Below are 15,426 nucleotides of genomic sequence, written 5' to 3'. Positions count from 1 at the left end.
ATTCCGGTCGATGCACGTGTCAACCCCCGTTTTCACGTGTGAGCCCCGTCCGGTGCCGGTACGGGGTGCGGTCCCGAGCGCGACACGCCGATGTTCCGGCGCGAAACCGCCCGGACCAGGGTGGTGGCCGGGTATGAGCCGATTTCTTGTCGAAAGCTTGTCGCCCAGCCCATGGATGTGAGGAGACTGTGAATGCGGGGCGGACGGGGGTGGGCGCAATGCTGAGGTTGTGTCTGTCGGGACCGGTGGAACTGCTGGTGCGCGGGACGCCGGTGGATCTGGGGCCACCCCAACGCCGGGCGGTGCTGGCCGCGTTGGCGGTGGACGTCGGACGGCCTGTGCCGGTCGAGGCGCTTGTCGACCGGGTGTGGGGCGCCGATCCACCGGAGGGCGCCCGCCGCGCCCTGTACGCGCACATCGCCCGTATCCGGCGGGTGGCGGAACGGCTGGACGACAGCGGCGAGGGGCGATTACCGGTGCTGCGCCGCGCCGGCGGCTACCAGCTGGACCTCGAACCCGACAGCGTCGACCTGCACCGCTTCCAGCGGCTGGCCGCGGCGGCCCGCGACGACGCGCTGTCCGACCGCACACGTGCCGCGCGGCTGCGCGAGGCGCTCGGTCTGTGGCGCGGCGAGCCCTTCGCCGCTCTGCCCGGGATCTGGCCCGCCCGGATGCGCGAGACCTGGCGTCGGCAGCGCGTGGACGCTGCCGTACGCCTCGCGGACCTGGAGATCCACGGCGGCGACCCGGCGGCCGTGGTGGGGCAGTTGGCGGATCTGCTGGGCGAGTACCCGCTGACGGAACCCCTGGCGGAGGCCCTCATGCGGGCCCTGCACGCGGCCGGCGACAGCGGCGAGGCGCTGCGCTGCTACGCCCGGACCAGAGAGCGTCTGGTGGAGGAGCTTGGCACCGAACCCGGGCGCCGGCTCTGGGAGTTGCACCAGCAGATCCTCCGGGACCGCCCCCTGGACCCCGCCCGCGAACCCGGAACGGCACCCGCCCGCGGCCGCGAGACGCCCCCCGCGCAACCGGCCGTACGACAGCCCCCGGCCACCCCCGCCGACCGACACCGCGACGGGCGCGGGGCGCCGGGACCGCAGTCCGCCCCCGTCGACCGGTTTCCGGCGGGGCGCGGGGCGTCGGACCGGTCGGCCGCCCCCGTCGACCCGCACCCGGAAGAGCCCAGGGCGTCGGATCCGCCCGTCACCCCCGTCACCCCCGCCTTTCCTGTCGTCCCCGCGTCCATTGGTGCCCTGTACACCGCACCCGCCCAACTCCCCTCGGGCTCCGCGGGTTTCACCGGGCGTGTCGACGAACTCGCCCGGCTGGATGGGCTGCTCGACGACGTCGGGCGGTGCCCGGCGGCGGTCGCGCTGTCCGGCATGGGCGGTGTGGGCAAGACTGCGCTGGCGGTGCACTGGGCACGGCAGGCACGTCCGGCCTTCCCCGACGGGCAGTTGTACGTGAACCTGCGCGGCTTCGACCCGGGCGGCGCACCGCTTCCCCCGGACCGGGCCCTACGCGGGTTCCTGGAGGCGCTCGGGGTGCCCGCCGTCCGGATGCCGGAGTCGCCGGACGCGCAAGTCGGCCTGTACCGGAGCCTGTTGTCCGGCCGCCGGGTCCTGGTCGTCCTCGACAACGCCCGCGACGCGGACCAGGTGCGGCCGTTGCTGCCCGGTGCGCCGGGCTGTCTGGCCCTGGTGACCAGCCGGGCTCCGCTGACCGGGCTCGCCGCCGCGGAGGGCGCCCGGCTGCTCGCGCTCGACCTGCTCGGCGCCGAGGAGTGCCGCGACCTGCTCGCCGCCCGCCTGGGCGCCGCCCGGGTCGCGGCCGAGGCCGCCGCCGTCGACGAGGTCGTGGTGCGCTGCGCAGGGCTGCCGCTCGCCCTCGCGGTCGTCGCCGCCCGCGCCGCCGCCCGCCCCGCCGTACCGCTGGCCGCCTTCGCCGACGAACTGCGCACCGCCGAGCGGATCCTGGACCCGCTGGACACCGGCGACCCGGTCACCGCGGTACGGACGGTCTTCGACTGGTCGTACCGGACCCTGAGCCCGGAGGCGGCACGGCTCTTCCGGCTCCTCGGCCTGCATCCCGGCCCCGACGCCGACCTGACGTCCCTCGCCGCGCTCGCCGGTGTGGGCGTGGGGCGGGTCCGCGCGCCGCTGGCGGAACTGACCGCCGCCCATCTGCTGATCGAGCACTCCCGCCACCGCTACACCTGTCACGACCTGTTGCGGGCCTACGCCGTCGAACTGGTCGCCGAACACGACGACGCACGCGCGACCCGGGCCGCGTCCCGCCGCGTCCTGGACCACTATCTGCACACGGCGTACGCGGCCGACGCCCTGCTGACCCGGCGCCGCCACCCGATGACCCTCGCCCCGGCCGAGCCCGGTGCCCTGCCCCGCCAACTCGCCGACTACGACGAGGCGCTGGCCTGGCTGATCGCCGAACAGTCCGTACTGCTGTCGGCCGTGGAGCGCCCGTCGCCCGGCCTCGACGCCCACACCTGGCAACTGGCCGCGACCCTGACCACGTTCCTCGAACGCCAGGGCAACTGGCAGGCCCTCACCGACATCCACACCGTCGCCCTGCGCGCGGCCGAGTGCCACGAGGACCCGGCCGGACAGGCGGCCGCCCACCGCGGCCTGGGCCTCGCCCGCTTCCAGCTGCGGGACCGGCAGGGTGCCCGCTACCACTTCACCCGGGCGCTCGGCCTCTTCCGGCGGCTGGACAACCACGCCGGTCAGGCGCGCACCTGCCAGAACCTGGCCAAGATGGCCTGGGCACACGGCATGACCCGCGAGGCACTGCACTACTCGCGCCGCTGCCTGGAGCACTTCCGGCTCGCCCACGACCGCGGCGGCCAGGCGGTCGCCCTCAACGACATCGGCTGGTACCTCGCCGAACTCGGCGAGCTGGGAGAGGCCCTGGAGCACTGCCGGCAGGCACTGCCGCTCGTCCAGGCGACCGGCGACCTGAGCGGCCAGGCACACACCTGGGACAGCCTCGGCTACATCCACCGGCGCCTGGGCCGCCACACCACGGCCGTGGAGTGCTACGACCGTGCCCTCCCGCTCTTCCGCAAGACCGGCGACCTCCGCAGCGAGGCCATCTGCCTCACCTACCTGGGCGACACCCACGAGGTGGCGGGCGCGCCCGGCCCCGCGCTGGACGCCTGGCGGCGGGCCCTGGACCTGTTCGACGAACTGGGCCTGCCGGAGGCCCGGGCACTGCGTACCAAGATCAGCGCCAACGAGACGGCCGGCCTCGCGCCGCCACCCGCCGCCGCACACCGCACCGGTCACCCCGCTTAGGCTCCTCACGTGAACGCAGAAACCCGCTTCGGCCCCGCCACCGGCGTCGGCTCGCTCCCCGGCACCGACGCCCGAGAGGCCGCCAAGACCGCGACCGGCAGCCTCGAGGACTTTCCGTTCCTCCCCGAACTGCCCGCCCGCGGCCCCGGCGCCGACATGATCGGCCGCACCGCCGGCCTGCTCGTCGAGCTGTACGCGCGCGTGGAGCCCAGCGGCTGGCGGATCGGCGACCGGCCGGGCCGCGACACCCGGCGGGCCCGGTCCTGGCTGGGCGAGGACCTGGACGCGCTGGAGGAGTTCACCCAGGACCACACGGGCCCGCTGAAGGTGCAGGCGGTCGGTCCCTGGACGCTCGCCGCCGCCCTGGAGCTGAGGAACGGCGAGTCGGCCCTCTCCGACCCCGGCGCCTGCCGTGACCTGGCCGCCTCCCTCGGCGAGGGCCTCCGGCTGCACCTGGCCGAGGTGCGGCGCCGTATCCCCGGCGCCCGTGTCGTGCTCCAGCTCGACGAGCCGTCCCTCACCGCCGTACTGCGCGGGCAGGTGAAGACCGCCAGCGGCTACCGCACCCACCGGGCCGTGGACCGCCAGATCGTCGAGGCGATCCTGCGGGAGGTCATCGGGGTCCACGCCGACGGGCCCGTGGCCGTCCACTCCTGCGCTCCCGACGTGCCCTTCGCCCTCCTGCGAAGAGCCGGAGCCGCCGCCGTCTCCTTCGATTTCTCGCTCCTCACCGAACGTGACGAAGACGCGATCGGCGAGGCCGTGGAGGGCGGTACCGGGCTGTTCGTCGGTGTCGTGCCCGGCACGGACGCGGCATTGTCGGACCCTGCCGGTAGCGTCATGGGTGTCAGGACGCTGTGGCGCAGGCTGGGGCTGCGGCCGGGGCTGCTCGCGGAGGCGGTCACGGTCACCCCGTCGTGCGGGCTCGCGGGCGCTTCCCCCGCGTACGCCCGGCAGGCGCTCGCCCACTGCGTCCGGGCGGCGAGATCACTCGCGGACAACCCAGAGTAACGGGAGGACAACACGGTGGCCGGCGACAAGCAAGCGGAGACGACGGTGCCCGCCGAGGCACGGGAGAAGCACGCGCAGCTCGCTGAGCAGATCGAGGAGCACCGCTTCCGGTACTACGTGAAGGACGCCCCGGTCGTCAGCGACGCGGAGTTCGACAGGCTCCTGCGTGCCCTGGAGGCGCTGGAGGAGGAGTACTCCGAGCTGCGCACGCCCGACTCGCCGACCCAGAAGGTCGCGGGGGCGTACCAGACGGAGTTCACCTCGGTCGAGCACCGCGAGCGCATGCTCTCGCTCGACAACGCCTTCGACGACCTGGAACTGGCGGCCTGGGGCGAGCGCGTCCACAAGGACGTCGGCACCTCCGACTACCACTACCTGTGCGAGCTGAAGGTCGACGGCCTCGCCGTCAACCTCACCTACGAGCACGGGCGTCTGACCCGAGCGGCGACCCGCGGCGACGGCCGTACCGGCGAGGAGATCACGCCCAACGTCCGTACGATCGCGGAGATCCCGGACCGGCTGAACGACGAGCACGTGCCGGACCTCGTGGAGATCCGCGGCGAGGTCTACTTCCCGATGGAGAAGTTCGCCGAGCTCAACGAACGGCTGGTCGCGGCCGGTGACAAGCCGTTCGCCAACCCGCGCAACGCGGCCGCCGGTTCACTGCGCCAGAAGGACCCGCGGGTCACCGCCTCCCGCCCGCTGCACATGGTCGTCCACGGCATCGGCGCCCTGGAGGGCTTCGAGGCGCTGGGCCGGCTCTCCGAGGCGTACGAGCTGCTCAAGACCTGGGGGCTGCCGACCTCCTCGCACAACAGGGTGGTCGACGACCTCGACGGCGTACGGGAGTTCATCGCGTACTACGGCGAGAACCGGCACTCCGTGGAGCACGAGATCGACGGTGTCGTCGTCAAGCTCGACGAGATCCGTCTCCAGGGACGGCTGGGCTCGACCGCGCGTGCGCCGCGCTGGGCGATCGCCTACAAGTACGCGCCGGAAGAGGTCAACACCAAGCTGATCGACATCAAGGTCGGCGTCGGCCGCACCGGCCGGGTCACGCCGTACGCGCAGGTCGAGCCGGTCACGGTGGCGGGCAGCGAGGTGGAGTTCGCCACCCTGCACAACCAGGAGGTCGTCAAGGCCAAGGGCGTGCTCATCGGTGACACGGTGGTCATCCGCAAGGCCGGTGACGTCATCCCGGAGATCCTCGGCCCGGTCGTCGACCTGCGGGACGGCACCGAGCGGGAGTTCGTGATGCCGGCCGAGTGCCCCGAGTGCGGGACGCCGCTGCGGGCCATGAAGGAGGGCGACATCGACCTCCGCTGCCCCAACGCCCGCACCTGCCCGGCCCAGTTGAGAGAGCGTGTCGGCTATCTCGCGGGCCGGGAGTGCCTGGACATCGAGCACTTCGGCGGGGTGGCCGCGGCCGCGCTCACCCGGCCGCTGGAGCCGGCCGACCCGGCGCTGGTCGACGAGGGCGACCTCTTCGACCTCACGGTGGAGAAGCTGCTGCCCATCAAGGCGTACGTCCTGGACCCGGACAGCGGGCTGCCCAAGCGCGACCCCAAGACCGGCGAGGAGAAGGTCGTCACGGTCTTCGCCAACCAGAAGGGCGAGCCCAAGAAGAACACCCTCGCGCTCCTGCAGAACATCGAGGAGGCGAAGACCCGCCCGCTCGCCCGCTTCCTCAACGGCCTGTCCATCCGGCACGTCGGACCGGTCGCCGCCCAGGCGCTGGCCCGCGAGTTCCGCTCCATCGAACGCATCGAGCAGGCCACCGAGGAGGAGCTCTCCCACATCGACGGCGTCGGCGACATCATCGCGAGGGCGCTCAAGGAGTGGTTCGCCGAGGAGTGGCACCGCGAGATCATCCGAAAGTGGAAGATCGCTGGAGTCCCGCTGGAGGACGAGTCCACCGGCGAGGACGAGGGACCGCGTCCGCTGGAGGGTCTCACCGTCGTCGTGACCGGAACCCTGGAGCAGTTCACCCGGGACGGCGCCAAGGACGCGCTGCAGAGCCGGGGGGCCAAGGTGACCGGCTCGGTGTCCAAGAAGACGTCGTTCGTGGTCGTGGGTGACAACCCGGGGTCGAAGTACGACAAGGCGATGCAGCTCAAGGTGCCGGTTCTGAACGAGGACGGATTTGTCGTCCTTCTGGAGCAGGGACCGGACGCGGCGGCCGAAGTCGCCCTTCCGACCGAGGAGTAGCGGTTGAAGGCCACCCGTTCGGCGCATACCAGATGCATACGGGTGGCCGGGGTGCAAACGGGCAACCGTCGGCGACCGCTGCCCGTGAAAGCCTTCTGCGGCCTACTGTTGAGGTGTGCGCCTGCCGTGCCCAGCTGCGGTCGGGGCATTCCCGTGCTCCAGGAGGGCACGGACCGCATGGCGTGGGCACCGCCGGCTGTGAGAGGGACGGGAATGGAACCGACCGAGAGCGCCGCCCCGGACGCGCGGCTGCCGCTGCGCCGCCGGCCGGGCGCGTGGCGGGGGAGCCGGTGGACGGTACTGGGCGATCGGCGCCCGGGCCTGCCCGTACCGAGCGGCGCGGCCGACGCCCGTGACCCGCTGCCGCTGGCCGCCATCGAACCGCCGCCCGACCTGACCGGCACCGACAACGACCGGCACCTGTCCTGGCCCGCACTGCCCGCCGGGGTCGTCGGGGCCGCCGCGTTCGCCCTCGGCGCGGGCTTCTACCGCGCGTTCAGCGACAACCACGCCCTCTTCCCGTCCGGGACTGTCGGCTGGTCGCTGGCCATGCTGACCGGCATCATCGTCGGCCATCTCGTGCTGCTCGGCCGCGCCCGCTGGTGGGGCGGCACCGGCTCCGGCGCCGCCCTCACCCTCGCCGTCCTCGTGCTCTACGGCTGGGTGCCCGCCGGCATGGTCAGCCTCACCGTCGTCGTCCTGGTCGGCATAGCCAGACGCCATCGCTGGCGGCAGGGCGTCCTGCACGGCGCGGTGGACATCCTCGGCATCGGCGCCGGCGCGCTGGTGCTCGGCGCGTTCGGACGCGTCCCGACCGTGGAGTCCCCCTGGGACCCCGCCGGTTGGACCATCGCCACGGCCCCCGAGGTCGTGCTCGTCGCGGTGGCCTACCTCGCCGTCACCCGTGCCCTGCTCTGGTACCTGCACGCACCGCGCGGCGGCGGAGTGCCCACCGTCGCCCGCACCGCGCTGATGAGGCAGGGCCTGGTCGCCGTCGCCCTGCTCGGTATCGCCCCGCTGATCTGCGTGGTCGCCGTCGCCCAGCCGCTGCTGCTCCCGCTGTTCTCCATCCCGCTGGTCGCCCTCGACTCCACCCTCTGGATAGCCAGGGCCCGGGCGGAGGAGCAGCTGCGCGACCCGCTGACCGGGCTGCCCAACCGGCAGTGGCTCCTTGAGCGGATCTGGACCGCCCTCGACGACGCCGAACGCATCGGCGCCCGCTCGGCCCTGATGCTGATCGACCTCGACCGGTTCCGTTCGGTCAACGACACGCTCGGTCATCTCGCCGGTGACCGGCTGCTGCTGCAGATAGCCGACCGGCTGCGGGCCGCGCTGCCGCGCGGTGCGGAGGCCGCCCGGCTCGGCGGTGACGAGTTCGCGGTCTTACTGCCCGTCGCCGACTCCACGACCTCCGCGACCCGGGTGGCCCGGAACCTGGTCACGGTGCTCTCCTCCCCGCTCGACCTCGACGGACTCACGCTCGTCCTGGAGGCCAGTGCGGGCGTCGCCGTCTTCCCCGACCACGCGCTCGACGCGGAGGGGCTGCTGCGCCGGGCGGACGTGGCGATGTACCAGGCGAAGCGGGACCGTACGGGCGTCGAGGTGTACGAGTCCAAGCGGGACTCCAACACCCCGGACCGGCTGGGCCTGCTGGGGGATCTGCGCCGCGCCCTGGACGCGCACGAGGTGCAGTTGCACTACCAGCCGAAGGTCCGCTTCGACGGCCAGGTGGCCGGTCTCGAGGCGCTGGTGCGGTGGGTGCACCCCGAGCGCGGCAAGGTGCCGCCGGACGAGTTCATAGCGATCGCCGAGTCCTCCGGGCTGATGCCCCATCTGACGGAGTACGTGCTGGAGACCGCGCTCGGCCAGGTCGCCCGGTGGCGGGCGCAGGGGCTGCGGGTGCCGGTGGCGGTGAACGTCTCGCCGCGGGACGTCCACACGCCGGGGTTCGCGGGCCTGGTGGCGGCACGGCTGGCCCGGCACGGGGTTCCGGCGGGGGCGCTGCAGCTGGAGATAACCGAGCATGTGCTGCTGGAGGACCCGCAGCGGGCCGCCGACACCCTCGCGGGGCTGCACGGGCACGGCGTGAAGATGTCGCTCGACGACTTCGGTACGGGGTACTCGTCGCTGGTGCATCTGCGGCGGCTGCCGGTGAGCGAGCTGAAGATCGACCGGTCGTTCGTGGCGCGGCTGGCGGTGGACAACGAGGACGCGGAGATCGTGCGCTGCACGGTCGATCTCGCGCATTCGCTGGGGCTGCTGGTCGTGGCGGAAGGTGTCGAGGACGACGAGACGTGGGAGCGGTTGCGGGATCTCGGGTGTGACGCGGTGCAGGGGTGGCTGGTCGCGGCCGCGATGCCGCCGGAGGAGACGACGGCGTGGCTGCTGGCGCGGGGGTCGCGGGGGTGGCAGCGGCCGCGGGCGGCGCTGCCGGCCGCGGAGTGACCCCACAGGCCCGTCGGCCCACCCGTTCACCGTTCCCCGAGAGGTGAACGTCTCCCATGGGGGTGTTGCGCCGTCGGCGGCTGTCGGCGGTTCGGTTGATGGCGCCGCCGTAGGGGGCGTTCACCGTTTTCGGCTTCGGGCCCGTCGAGGTTGCCCGCGCAGTTCCCCGCGCCCCTGACGGGGCGCTTTCCCTTATCTGGGCACAAGGCGCACTGCCAGGGTTCTAGCAACGCTAGCCAATCTGTCGGCGATCTGTTAGCTTTGCTCCTAGACCTAGCGCTGCTAGAAAACAGGGGGCATTCCATGACCGTCACCGCCTACACCCTCGCCGTCATGCTGGACCTGTTCTGCCTGTTCCTCGGCTACCGGTTCCTGTTCCAGCCGGGCCCGGCCGCCGCCGGATACGGCGTTGCCGCCGACCCGAAGGGCGACGCGGGTGCCTATCTCTCCGTCAAGGGGCTCAAGGACGGTACGTTCGGCGTCCTGGGCCTCGCGCTGCTGGCCTTCGCCGGTGCACACGCCGAGGCCTGGTTCATGCTCTGCGTGGCGCTCGTGCCGCTGGGTGACACGCTGATAGTGCTGCGGCACGGCGGTGCGCGCGCCGTCGCGTTCGGGATCCACTTCGCCACCGCGATCGTTGTACTGATCAGCGCCGTGCTGCTCTTCCTCGTCTGAACGACACAATCCATCGACAGGGGGCTTGGAAATGTCGTTGTTCGTACCGAAGTTCGATGACTCCGTGGTCGTGCGCGAGGCCGACGCCGAGGTGGTCGGCGCCGACCCGAGCCGGATCAGGCTGCTCGCCGACAGCAGCGCCAGCGGCGGTGCGCTGTCCACCGTGCGGGTGAGCCTCGGCGAGGGTGCCGACGGCGCCGTGCCGCATCTGCACCGCAACTCCGCAGAGATGTTCTACGTGCTCGACGGCGCCGCAGAGCTGCTCTCGGGCGACGACGTCGTCACCGCCGAGCGTGGCGACCTGGTCATCGTCCCGCCCGGGAAACCGCACGCCTTCGCCGCCGTTCCCGACAGCACCGCGGACATCCTGATCGTCATCACACCGGGCGTGGAGCGCTTCGAGTACTTCCGCCACATCCAGCGCCTGCGCCTGGGCGAGGCCACCCCGGAGAGCCTTCTGGAGGTGCAGGACCTGTACGACAACCACTTCCTGCGGAGCGAGGTCTGGGACACCCGCCACTGAGCCGCGGACGCACCGACGTTCCGGGCCCCGGGGAAACCGTTGCACGGTCACCCGGCCCCGCCCCATAGGATTGGCTCCAAAGCACACACACTCACCCCAGAGGATCGCTGCATGCCTGGCATCACGCGCGAGGAGGTCGCCCACCTCGCCCGGCTGGCGCGTCTGGAGCTGAAGCCCGAAGAACTCGATCACTTCGCAGGCCAGCTCGACGACATCATCGGCGCGGTCGCCCGCGTCAGCGAGGTCGCCGACCAAGACGTACCGCCGACCTCGCACCCGCTCCCGCTGACGAACGTCATGCGCGCGGACGAGGTCCGTCCCTCGCTCACCCCCGAGCAGGCGCTCTCCGGCGCCCCGGCCCAGGAGCAGCAGCGTTTCAAGGTGCCGCAGATCCTGGGGGAGGACTGATCCCGATGACGGACATCATCAAGCTCACCGCCGCCGAGACCGCCGCGAAGATCGCCTCCGGCGAGCTCACCGCGGTCCAGGTCACCGAGGCCCACCTCGCCCGGATCGAGGCCGTCGACGAGAAGGTGCACGCCTTCCTGCACGTCGACCGCGAGGGCGCCCTGGCGCAGGCGCGCGCCGTCGACGAGAAGAAGGCCCGGGGCGAGAAGCTCGGGCCGCTCGCCGGCGTCCCGCTCGCGCTCAAGGACATCTTCACCACCGAGGGCATTCCGACCACTGTCGGTTCGAAGATCCTCGAAGGCTGGATCCCGCCGTACGACGCCACCCTCACCAAGCGCCTCAAGGCCGCTGACGTCGTCATCCTCGGCAAGACCAACATGGACGAGTTCGCCATGGGGTCGAGCACCGAGAACAGCGCGTACGGACCGACCGGCAACCCGTGGGACCTCACCAAGATCCCCGGCGGCTCGGGCGGCGGTTCCTCCGCCGCGCTCGCCTCCTTCCAGGCGCCGCTCGCCATCGGCACCGACACCGGCGGCTCCATCCGCCAGCCGGCCGCCGTCACCGGCACGGTCGGCGTGAAGCCGACGTACGGCGCGGTCTCCCGGTACGGCATGGTCGCGTTCTCGTCCTCCCTGGACCAGGGCGGGCCCTGTGCCCGTACGGTCCTGGACGCGGCGCTGCTGCACGAGGTCATCGCCGGGCACGACCCGATGGACTCCACCTCCATCGACGCGCCCGTCCCGCCGGTCGTCGAGGCCGCCCGCAACGGCAGCGTCGAGGGCATGCGCGTCGGCGTCGTCAAGCAGTTCCGCGGCGAGGGCTACCAGCCCGGTGTCATCCAGCGCTTCGACGAGTCCGTGGCCCTCCTCAAGGAGCTGGGCGCGGAGATCGTCGAGCTGGACTGCCCGTCCTTCGACCTGGCGCTGTCGGCGTACTACCTGATCGCGCCGTCCGAGTGCTCCTCCAACCTCGCCCGCTTCGACGGCCTGCGCTACGGCCTGCGTACGGGCGACGACGGCTCCCACTCGGCCGAGGAGGTCACCTCCCTCACCCGTGAGGCGGGCTTCGGCCCCGAGGTGAAGCGCCGCATCATGCTCGGTACGTACGCCCTGAGCTCCGGCTACTACGACGCGTACTACGGCTCCGCCCAGAAGGTCCGCACGCTCATCACGCGCGACTTCGAGATGGCCTTCGAGCAGGTCGACGTGATCGTGTCGCCCACGACGCCCACCACCGCCTTCGCGATCGGCGAGCGTGCCGACGACCCGATGGCGATGTACCTGGCCGACCTGTGCACCATCCCGACGAACCTCGCGGGCAACGCGGCGATGTCGCTGCCCTGCGGTCTCGCCCCGGAGGACAACCTCCCGGTGGGTCTGCAGATCATCGCCCCGGCGCTGAAGGACGACCGTCTTTACAAGGTCGGCGCCGCCGTCGAGGCCGCCTTCGTGGAAAAGTGGGGCCACCCGCTCCTGGAGGAGGCACCGTCGCTGTGAGCAACGCACTGTCGAAGGCCAAGGGCTTCAAGAAGTCGAAGTCCGGTACGTACCTGTCCATGGCCACCACCGCGTTCGGTGCGGTCGGTGTCGCCAAGCAGATCAAGAAGGCCCGGTCCGAGCACGACACGCTCCGGCTGATCGACGCCACTGTCTCCGCCGTGGCGATCGTGACCGGCCTCGCGATCCTCTACCGCGAGCTGAAGCGGCTGGGCGACGACGACGTCCTGCTGGGCTGAGAGGGAAGTTTCACCGTGACCACCACGACCGACCTGGTGTCGTACGAGGACGCGCTGGCGTCGTACGACCCCGTCATGGGCCTTGAGGTCCATGTCGAACTCGGCACCAAGACCAAGATGTTCTGCGGCTGTTCGACCGAGCTGGGCGCCGAGCCCAACTCGCAGACCTGCCCGACCTGCCTCGGCCTGCCCGGCGCGCTCCCGGTCGTCAACGCGATCGGCATCGAGTCGGCGATCAAGATCGGTCTCGCGCTGAACTGCGAGATCGCCGAGTGGTGCCGCTTCGCCCGGAAGAACTACTTCTATCCGGACATGCCGAAGAACTTCCAGACCTCCCAGTACGACGAGCCGATCGCCTTCAACGGCTACCTCGACGTGCAGCTGGAGGACGGGGAGTCCTTCCGCGTGGAGATCGAGCGCGCCCACATGGAGGAGGACACCGGCAAGTCCACCCACGTGGGTGGTGCGACCGGCCGTATCCACGGCGCCTCGCACTCGCTGCTGGACTACAACCGCGCGGGCATCCCGCTCATCGAGATCGTCACCAAGCCGATCGAGGGTGCGGGCGAGCGTGCTCCCGAGGTCGCGCGGGCGTACGTCCGTGAGCTGCGCGAGGTCATCAGGGCGCTCGGCGTGTCGGAAGCCCGGATGGAGATGGGCCAGATGCGCTGCGACGTGAACCTGTCGCTGCGCCCCAACGGCACCGAGAAGTTCGGCACACGTTCCGAGACGAAGAACGTGAACTCGCTGCGGTCCGTTGAGCGTGCGGCCCGCTTCGAGATCATGCGGCACGCGGCCGTGCTGAACGGCGGCGGGACGATCATCCAGGAGACCCGGCACTTCCACGAGGACACGGGGTCCACGACCTCGGGCCGCGTGAAGGAGGAGGCCGAGGACTACCGGTACTTCCCGGAGCCGGACCTGGTGCCGGTCGCCCCGTCCCGGGAGTGGGTCGAGGAGATCCGCGGCGCGCTGCCGGAGATGCCGCTGGCCCGCCGTACCCGCCTCCTCGCGGAGTGGGGCATCTCTGCCACCGAGATGCAGGCGATCCTGAACGCCGGTGCGCTGGACCTGATCGTCGCCACCATCGACGCCGGAGCCGACGCGGCCTCCGCCCGCAAGTGGTGGATGGGTGAACTGGCCCGCAGCGCCAACGAGTCGGGCACCTCGCTCGACGAGCTGGCGATCACCCCGGCGCAGGTCGCGCGGGTCACCGAGCTGGTCTCGAAGGGTGACCTCAACGACAAGCTGGCCCGCCAGGCCATCGAGGGCGTCCTCGCGGGCGAGGGCACCCCGGACGAGGTCGTCGACAAGCGCGGTCTGAAGGTCGTCTCGGACGAGGGCGCGCTGACCACGGCCGTCGAGGAGGCCATCGCCGGCAACCCGGGCATCGCCGACAAGATCCGCGGCGGCAAGGTCGCCGCGGCCGGCGCCCTGGTCGGCGCGGTCATGAAGGCGACCCGCGGCCAGGCCGACGCGGCCCGCGTCAAGGAGCTGATCCTGGAGAAGCTGGGCGTCAGCGAGGGCTGAGCGGCAGCATGCGCGGTCACGGCCCCGGAGGCGCTGCCTCCGGGGCCGTACCGTTGCGCAGGCGGCTACTTACGGCGCCCGACGACCCGTACGAAGCCGAGCGTGCGCCCCTGGTCCGCGCGGAGCATCTCCGCGGACCGGCTCGCCATCCGGACGTGGAAGTCGTCCGTGCTCTCCTCGGCGACCACCTCGCACCACCGCAGCCAGTCCCGCCAGCCGTCCGGCTGCCAGTCGGCCGCCTCGACCTCGACGGCCCCGCTGCGGGTCCAGTGGCGGTGCCACCACTCGGCGGAGTGGAAGCACCAGAAGTCGGGCTCCCACCAGGGCTTCAGATGCTCCGGCGGCTCGGCGCCCGTGATCTCCTGCTTCAGCGCCGGTACGACGACGCCGATCCGTCCGCCGGGCTTCAACAGCCGGGTGAGCGTGGGCAGATACAGGTCGTCGGTGCCGAAGTACTGGTACGCGTCGATGCTCACGATCGCGTCGAAGCCGCCCTCGGCGAAGGGCAGGTCGTGCGCCTCGGCGTGCACGGGCTGCACCCGGTCGGCGAACCCGGCCTCGGCGATGCGACCGGCGTTGTCGTCGGGTCTGACCCACAGGTCGGCGGCGGTGACCTGCGCATGGAACTCCCTGGCCAGGAAGATGGAGGTCATCGCCCGGCCGCAGCCCAGGTCGAGCACGCGCGCGCAGGGGCGCAGGGCGTCCAGGCCGAGGGCGGGGGCCAGCCATTCGAGCAGCCACAGGGCGTGCGGGCCCATCTGGTTCTCGACGGTCCAGCGGGCGTCGTAGGTGCCGCTGAGCGGGTAACGGGGGTGGGTCACACGGCTGGTGAGAGAGTCGTCCTTCGACGATGTGGGGGAGGCGGCGTCGAACATCGTTGAACGGGCTCCTTGTGATCTTCGTAGTGAATGGCGATGCAGAGGAGCTCATTCGGGATGTCGAACAATGCACCCGCTTCGGTCGTCGGCGAGGGGCCGATCAAGGCTGACCAGCGGAAGCTAGCAGTCGTGGACATGGTCCGCAGGCGGTTTCCTCAGGCGGGGGTACTACGCTCGCCCGCCATGACCGCACACGCCGAATCCGACGCCGACCCCGAGATAACCGACGTGGAGGCCGCGGACGACGACGAGGACCTCTACGAGGACGCCCGTCGGGCCCGCTGGACCGCCACCGTGACCGGGGCGCTGCTGGCCCTGATGGGGCTCACCGCCTCGCTGATGAGACTGAGCGGGGTGCGCGCACTGGTGCCGGTCGCCTACGGCTCCGGGGCCGCCGTCTGCGTGGGCGCGTCGGCGCTGGGGGCCCGGGGCCGGACCCGCTGGGCCCTGTGGCTGATGATCCTGGGGACCATGGTGATGGCTCTCGGAGACCAGTTCGACTGAAGTCCCCGCCGGGGCGACAGAGTTGCCGTTACTGTCCTGTGACATACCTCCCAGTCGCGGGAGCGGACCCGTGAACCACGCTGAACGAGCGCTTCCGCCTGCAAGAGTGTCCCTCGAATCCTCATACGTTCTTTGCGGGTTGTTCGGTTAGCAGACGACTGTTCCCGGTCAAAGATCTACAAATCATCTCCG

At 71.5% G+C, this 15,426-nt stretch carries 12 protein-coding genes; 11 read left to right on the top strand and 1 reads right to left on the bottom strand.

The window, feature by feature from the left end; translation table 11 throughout:
* The first annotated feature begins 218 nt into the window (after positions 1-218).
* The 10 genes from ACIRR9_RS23165 to gatB all read left to right on the top strand — a co-directional run bounded on the left by ACIRR9_RS23165 (position 219) and on the right by gatB (position 13,852).
* A complete protein-coding gene (locus ACIRR9_RS23165) occupies positions 219-3,314 on the top strand; it encodes an AfsR/SARP family transcriptional regulator (protein ID WP_403754816.1) in 3,096 nt (1,031 codons plus the stop codon).
* 9 nt (positions 3,315-3,323) lie between these two features.
* A complete protein-coding gene (locus tag ACIRR9_RS23160; RefSeq protein WP_403754813.1) occupies positions 3,324-4,325 on the top strand; it encodes a methionine synthase in 1,002 nt (333 codons plus the stop codon).
* Positions 4,326-4,340: 15 nt separating this feature from the next.
* Complete coding sequence (gene ligA / locus ACIRR9_RS23155; protein ID WP_403754810.1) at positions 4,341-6,533, top strand: NAD-dependent DNA ligase LigA; 2,193 nt, start codon at positions 4,341-4,343, stop codon at positions 6,531-6,533.
* A 213-nt stretch (positions 6,534-6,746) separates the two neighbouring features.
* Complete coding sequence (locus ACIRR9_RS23150) at positions 6,747-8,978, top strand: putative bifunctional diguanylate cyclase/phosphodiesterase (RefSeq protein WP_403754807.1); 2,232 nt, start codon at positions 6,747-6,749, stop codon at positions 8,976-8,978.
* Between the two features lie 303 nt (positions 8,979-9,281).
* Positions 9,282-9,653: a DUF4267 domain-containing protein gene (locus tag ACIRR9_RS23145; RefSeq protein ID WP_403754804.1), complete on the top strand. Its 372-nt coding sequence runs from the start codon at positions 9,282-9,284 to the stop codon at positions 9,651-9,653.
* Between the two features lie 31 nt (positions 9,654-9,684).
* Positions 9,685-10,176 (top strand): cupin domain-containing protein, encoded by a 492-nt coding sequence (locus tag ACIRR9_RS23140; protein ID WP_403754801.1) that lies wholly within the window; start codon positions 9,685-9,687, stop codon positions 10,174-10,176.
* Between the two features lie 111 nt (positions 10,177-10,287).
* The gene (gene gatC / locus ACIRR9_RS23135; protein WP_018531282.1) at positions 10,288-10,584 is read left to right on the top strand and encodes an Asp-tRNA(Asn)/Glu-tRNA(Gln) amidotransferase subunit GatC; all 297 of its coding nucleotides are present in this window, start codon (positions 10,288-10,290) and stop codon (positions 10,582-10,584) included.
* 5 nt (positions 10,585-10,589) lie between these two features.
* Positions 10,590-12,083: an Asp-tRNA(Asn)/Glu-tRNA(Gln) amidotransferase subunit GatA gene (gatA, locus tag ACIRR9_RS23130; RefSeq protein ID WP_403754798.1), complete on the top strand. Its 1,494-nt coding sequence runs from the start codon at positions 10,590-10,592 to the stop codon at positions 12,081-12,083.
* On the top strand, positions 12,080-12,322 hold the full coding sequence (locus ACIRR9_RS23125) for a hypothetical protein (RefSeq protein ID WP_365342860.1): 243 nt from the start codon (positions 12,080-12,082) through the stop codon (positions 12,320-12,322). Before gatA ends, ACIRR9_RS23125 begins: the two co-directional genes overlap by 4 nt.
* Positions 12,323-12,337: 15 nt before the next feature.
* Positions 12,338-13,852: an Asp-tRNA(Asn)/Glu-tRNA(Gln) amidotransferase subunit GatB gene (gatB, locus tag ACIRR9_RS23120; RefSeq protein WP_403754794.1), complete on the top strand. Its 1,515-nt coding sequence runs from the start codon at positions 12,338-12,340 to the stop codon at positions 13,850-13,852.
* A gap of 65 nt (positions 13,853-13,917) precedes the next feature.
* On the opposite strand, the gene ACIRR9_RS23115 is transcribed toward gatB, so the two are convergent.
* Positions 13,918-14,727, bottom strand: a complete 810-nt coding sequence (locus ACIRR9_RS23115; RefSeq protein ID WP_403754791.1) for an SAM-dependent methyltransferase — start codon at positions 14,725-14,727, stop codon at positions 13,918-13,920.
* Between the two features lie 186 nt (positions 14,728-14,913).
* On the opposite strand from ACIRR9_RS23115, the gene ACIRR9_RS23110 reads away from it, so the two are divergent.
* On the top strand, positions 14,914-15,234 hold the full coding sequence (locus ACIRR9_RS23110; RefSeq protein ID WP_365342854.1) for a hypothetical protein: 321 nt from the start codon (positions 14,914-14,916) through the stop codon (positions 15,232-15,234).
* Positions 15,235-15,426 lie beyond the last annotated feature (192 nt).

The organism is Streptomyces sp. NPDC101234 (assembly GCF_044767525.1).
GTDB classification, from domain to species: domain Bacteria; phylum Actinomycetota; class Actinomycetes; order Streptomycetales; family Streptomycetaceae; genus Streptomyces; species Streptomyces sasae.
This window is presented reverse-complemented; position numbering and strand designations above follow the sequence as displayed.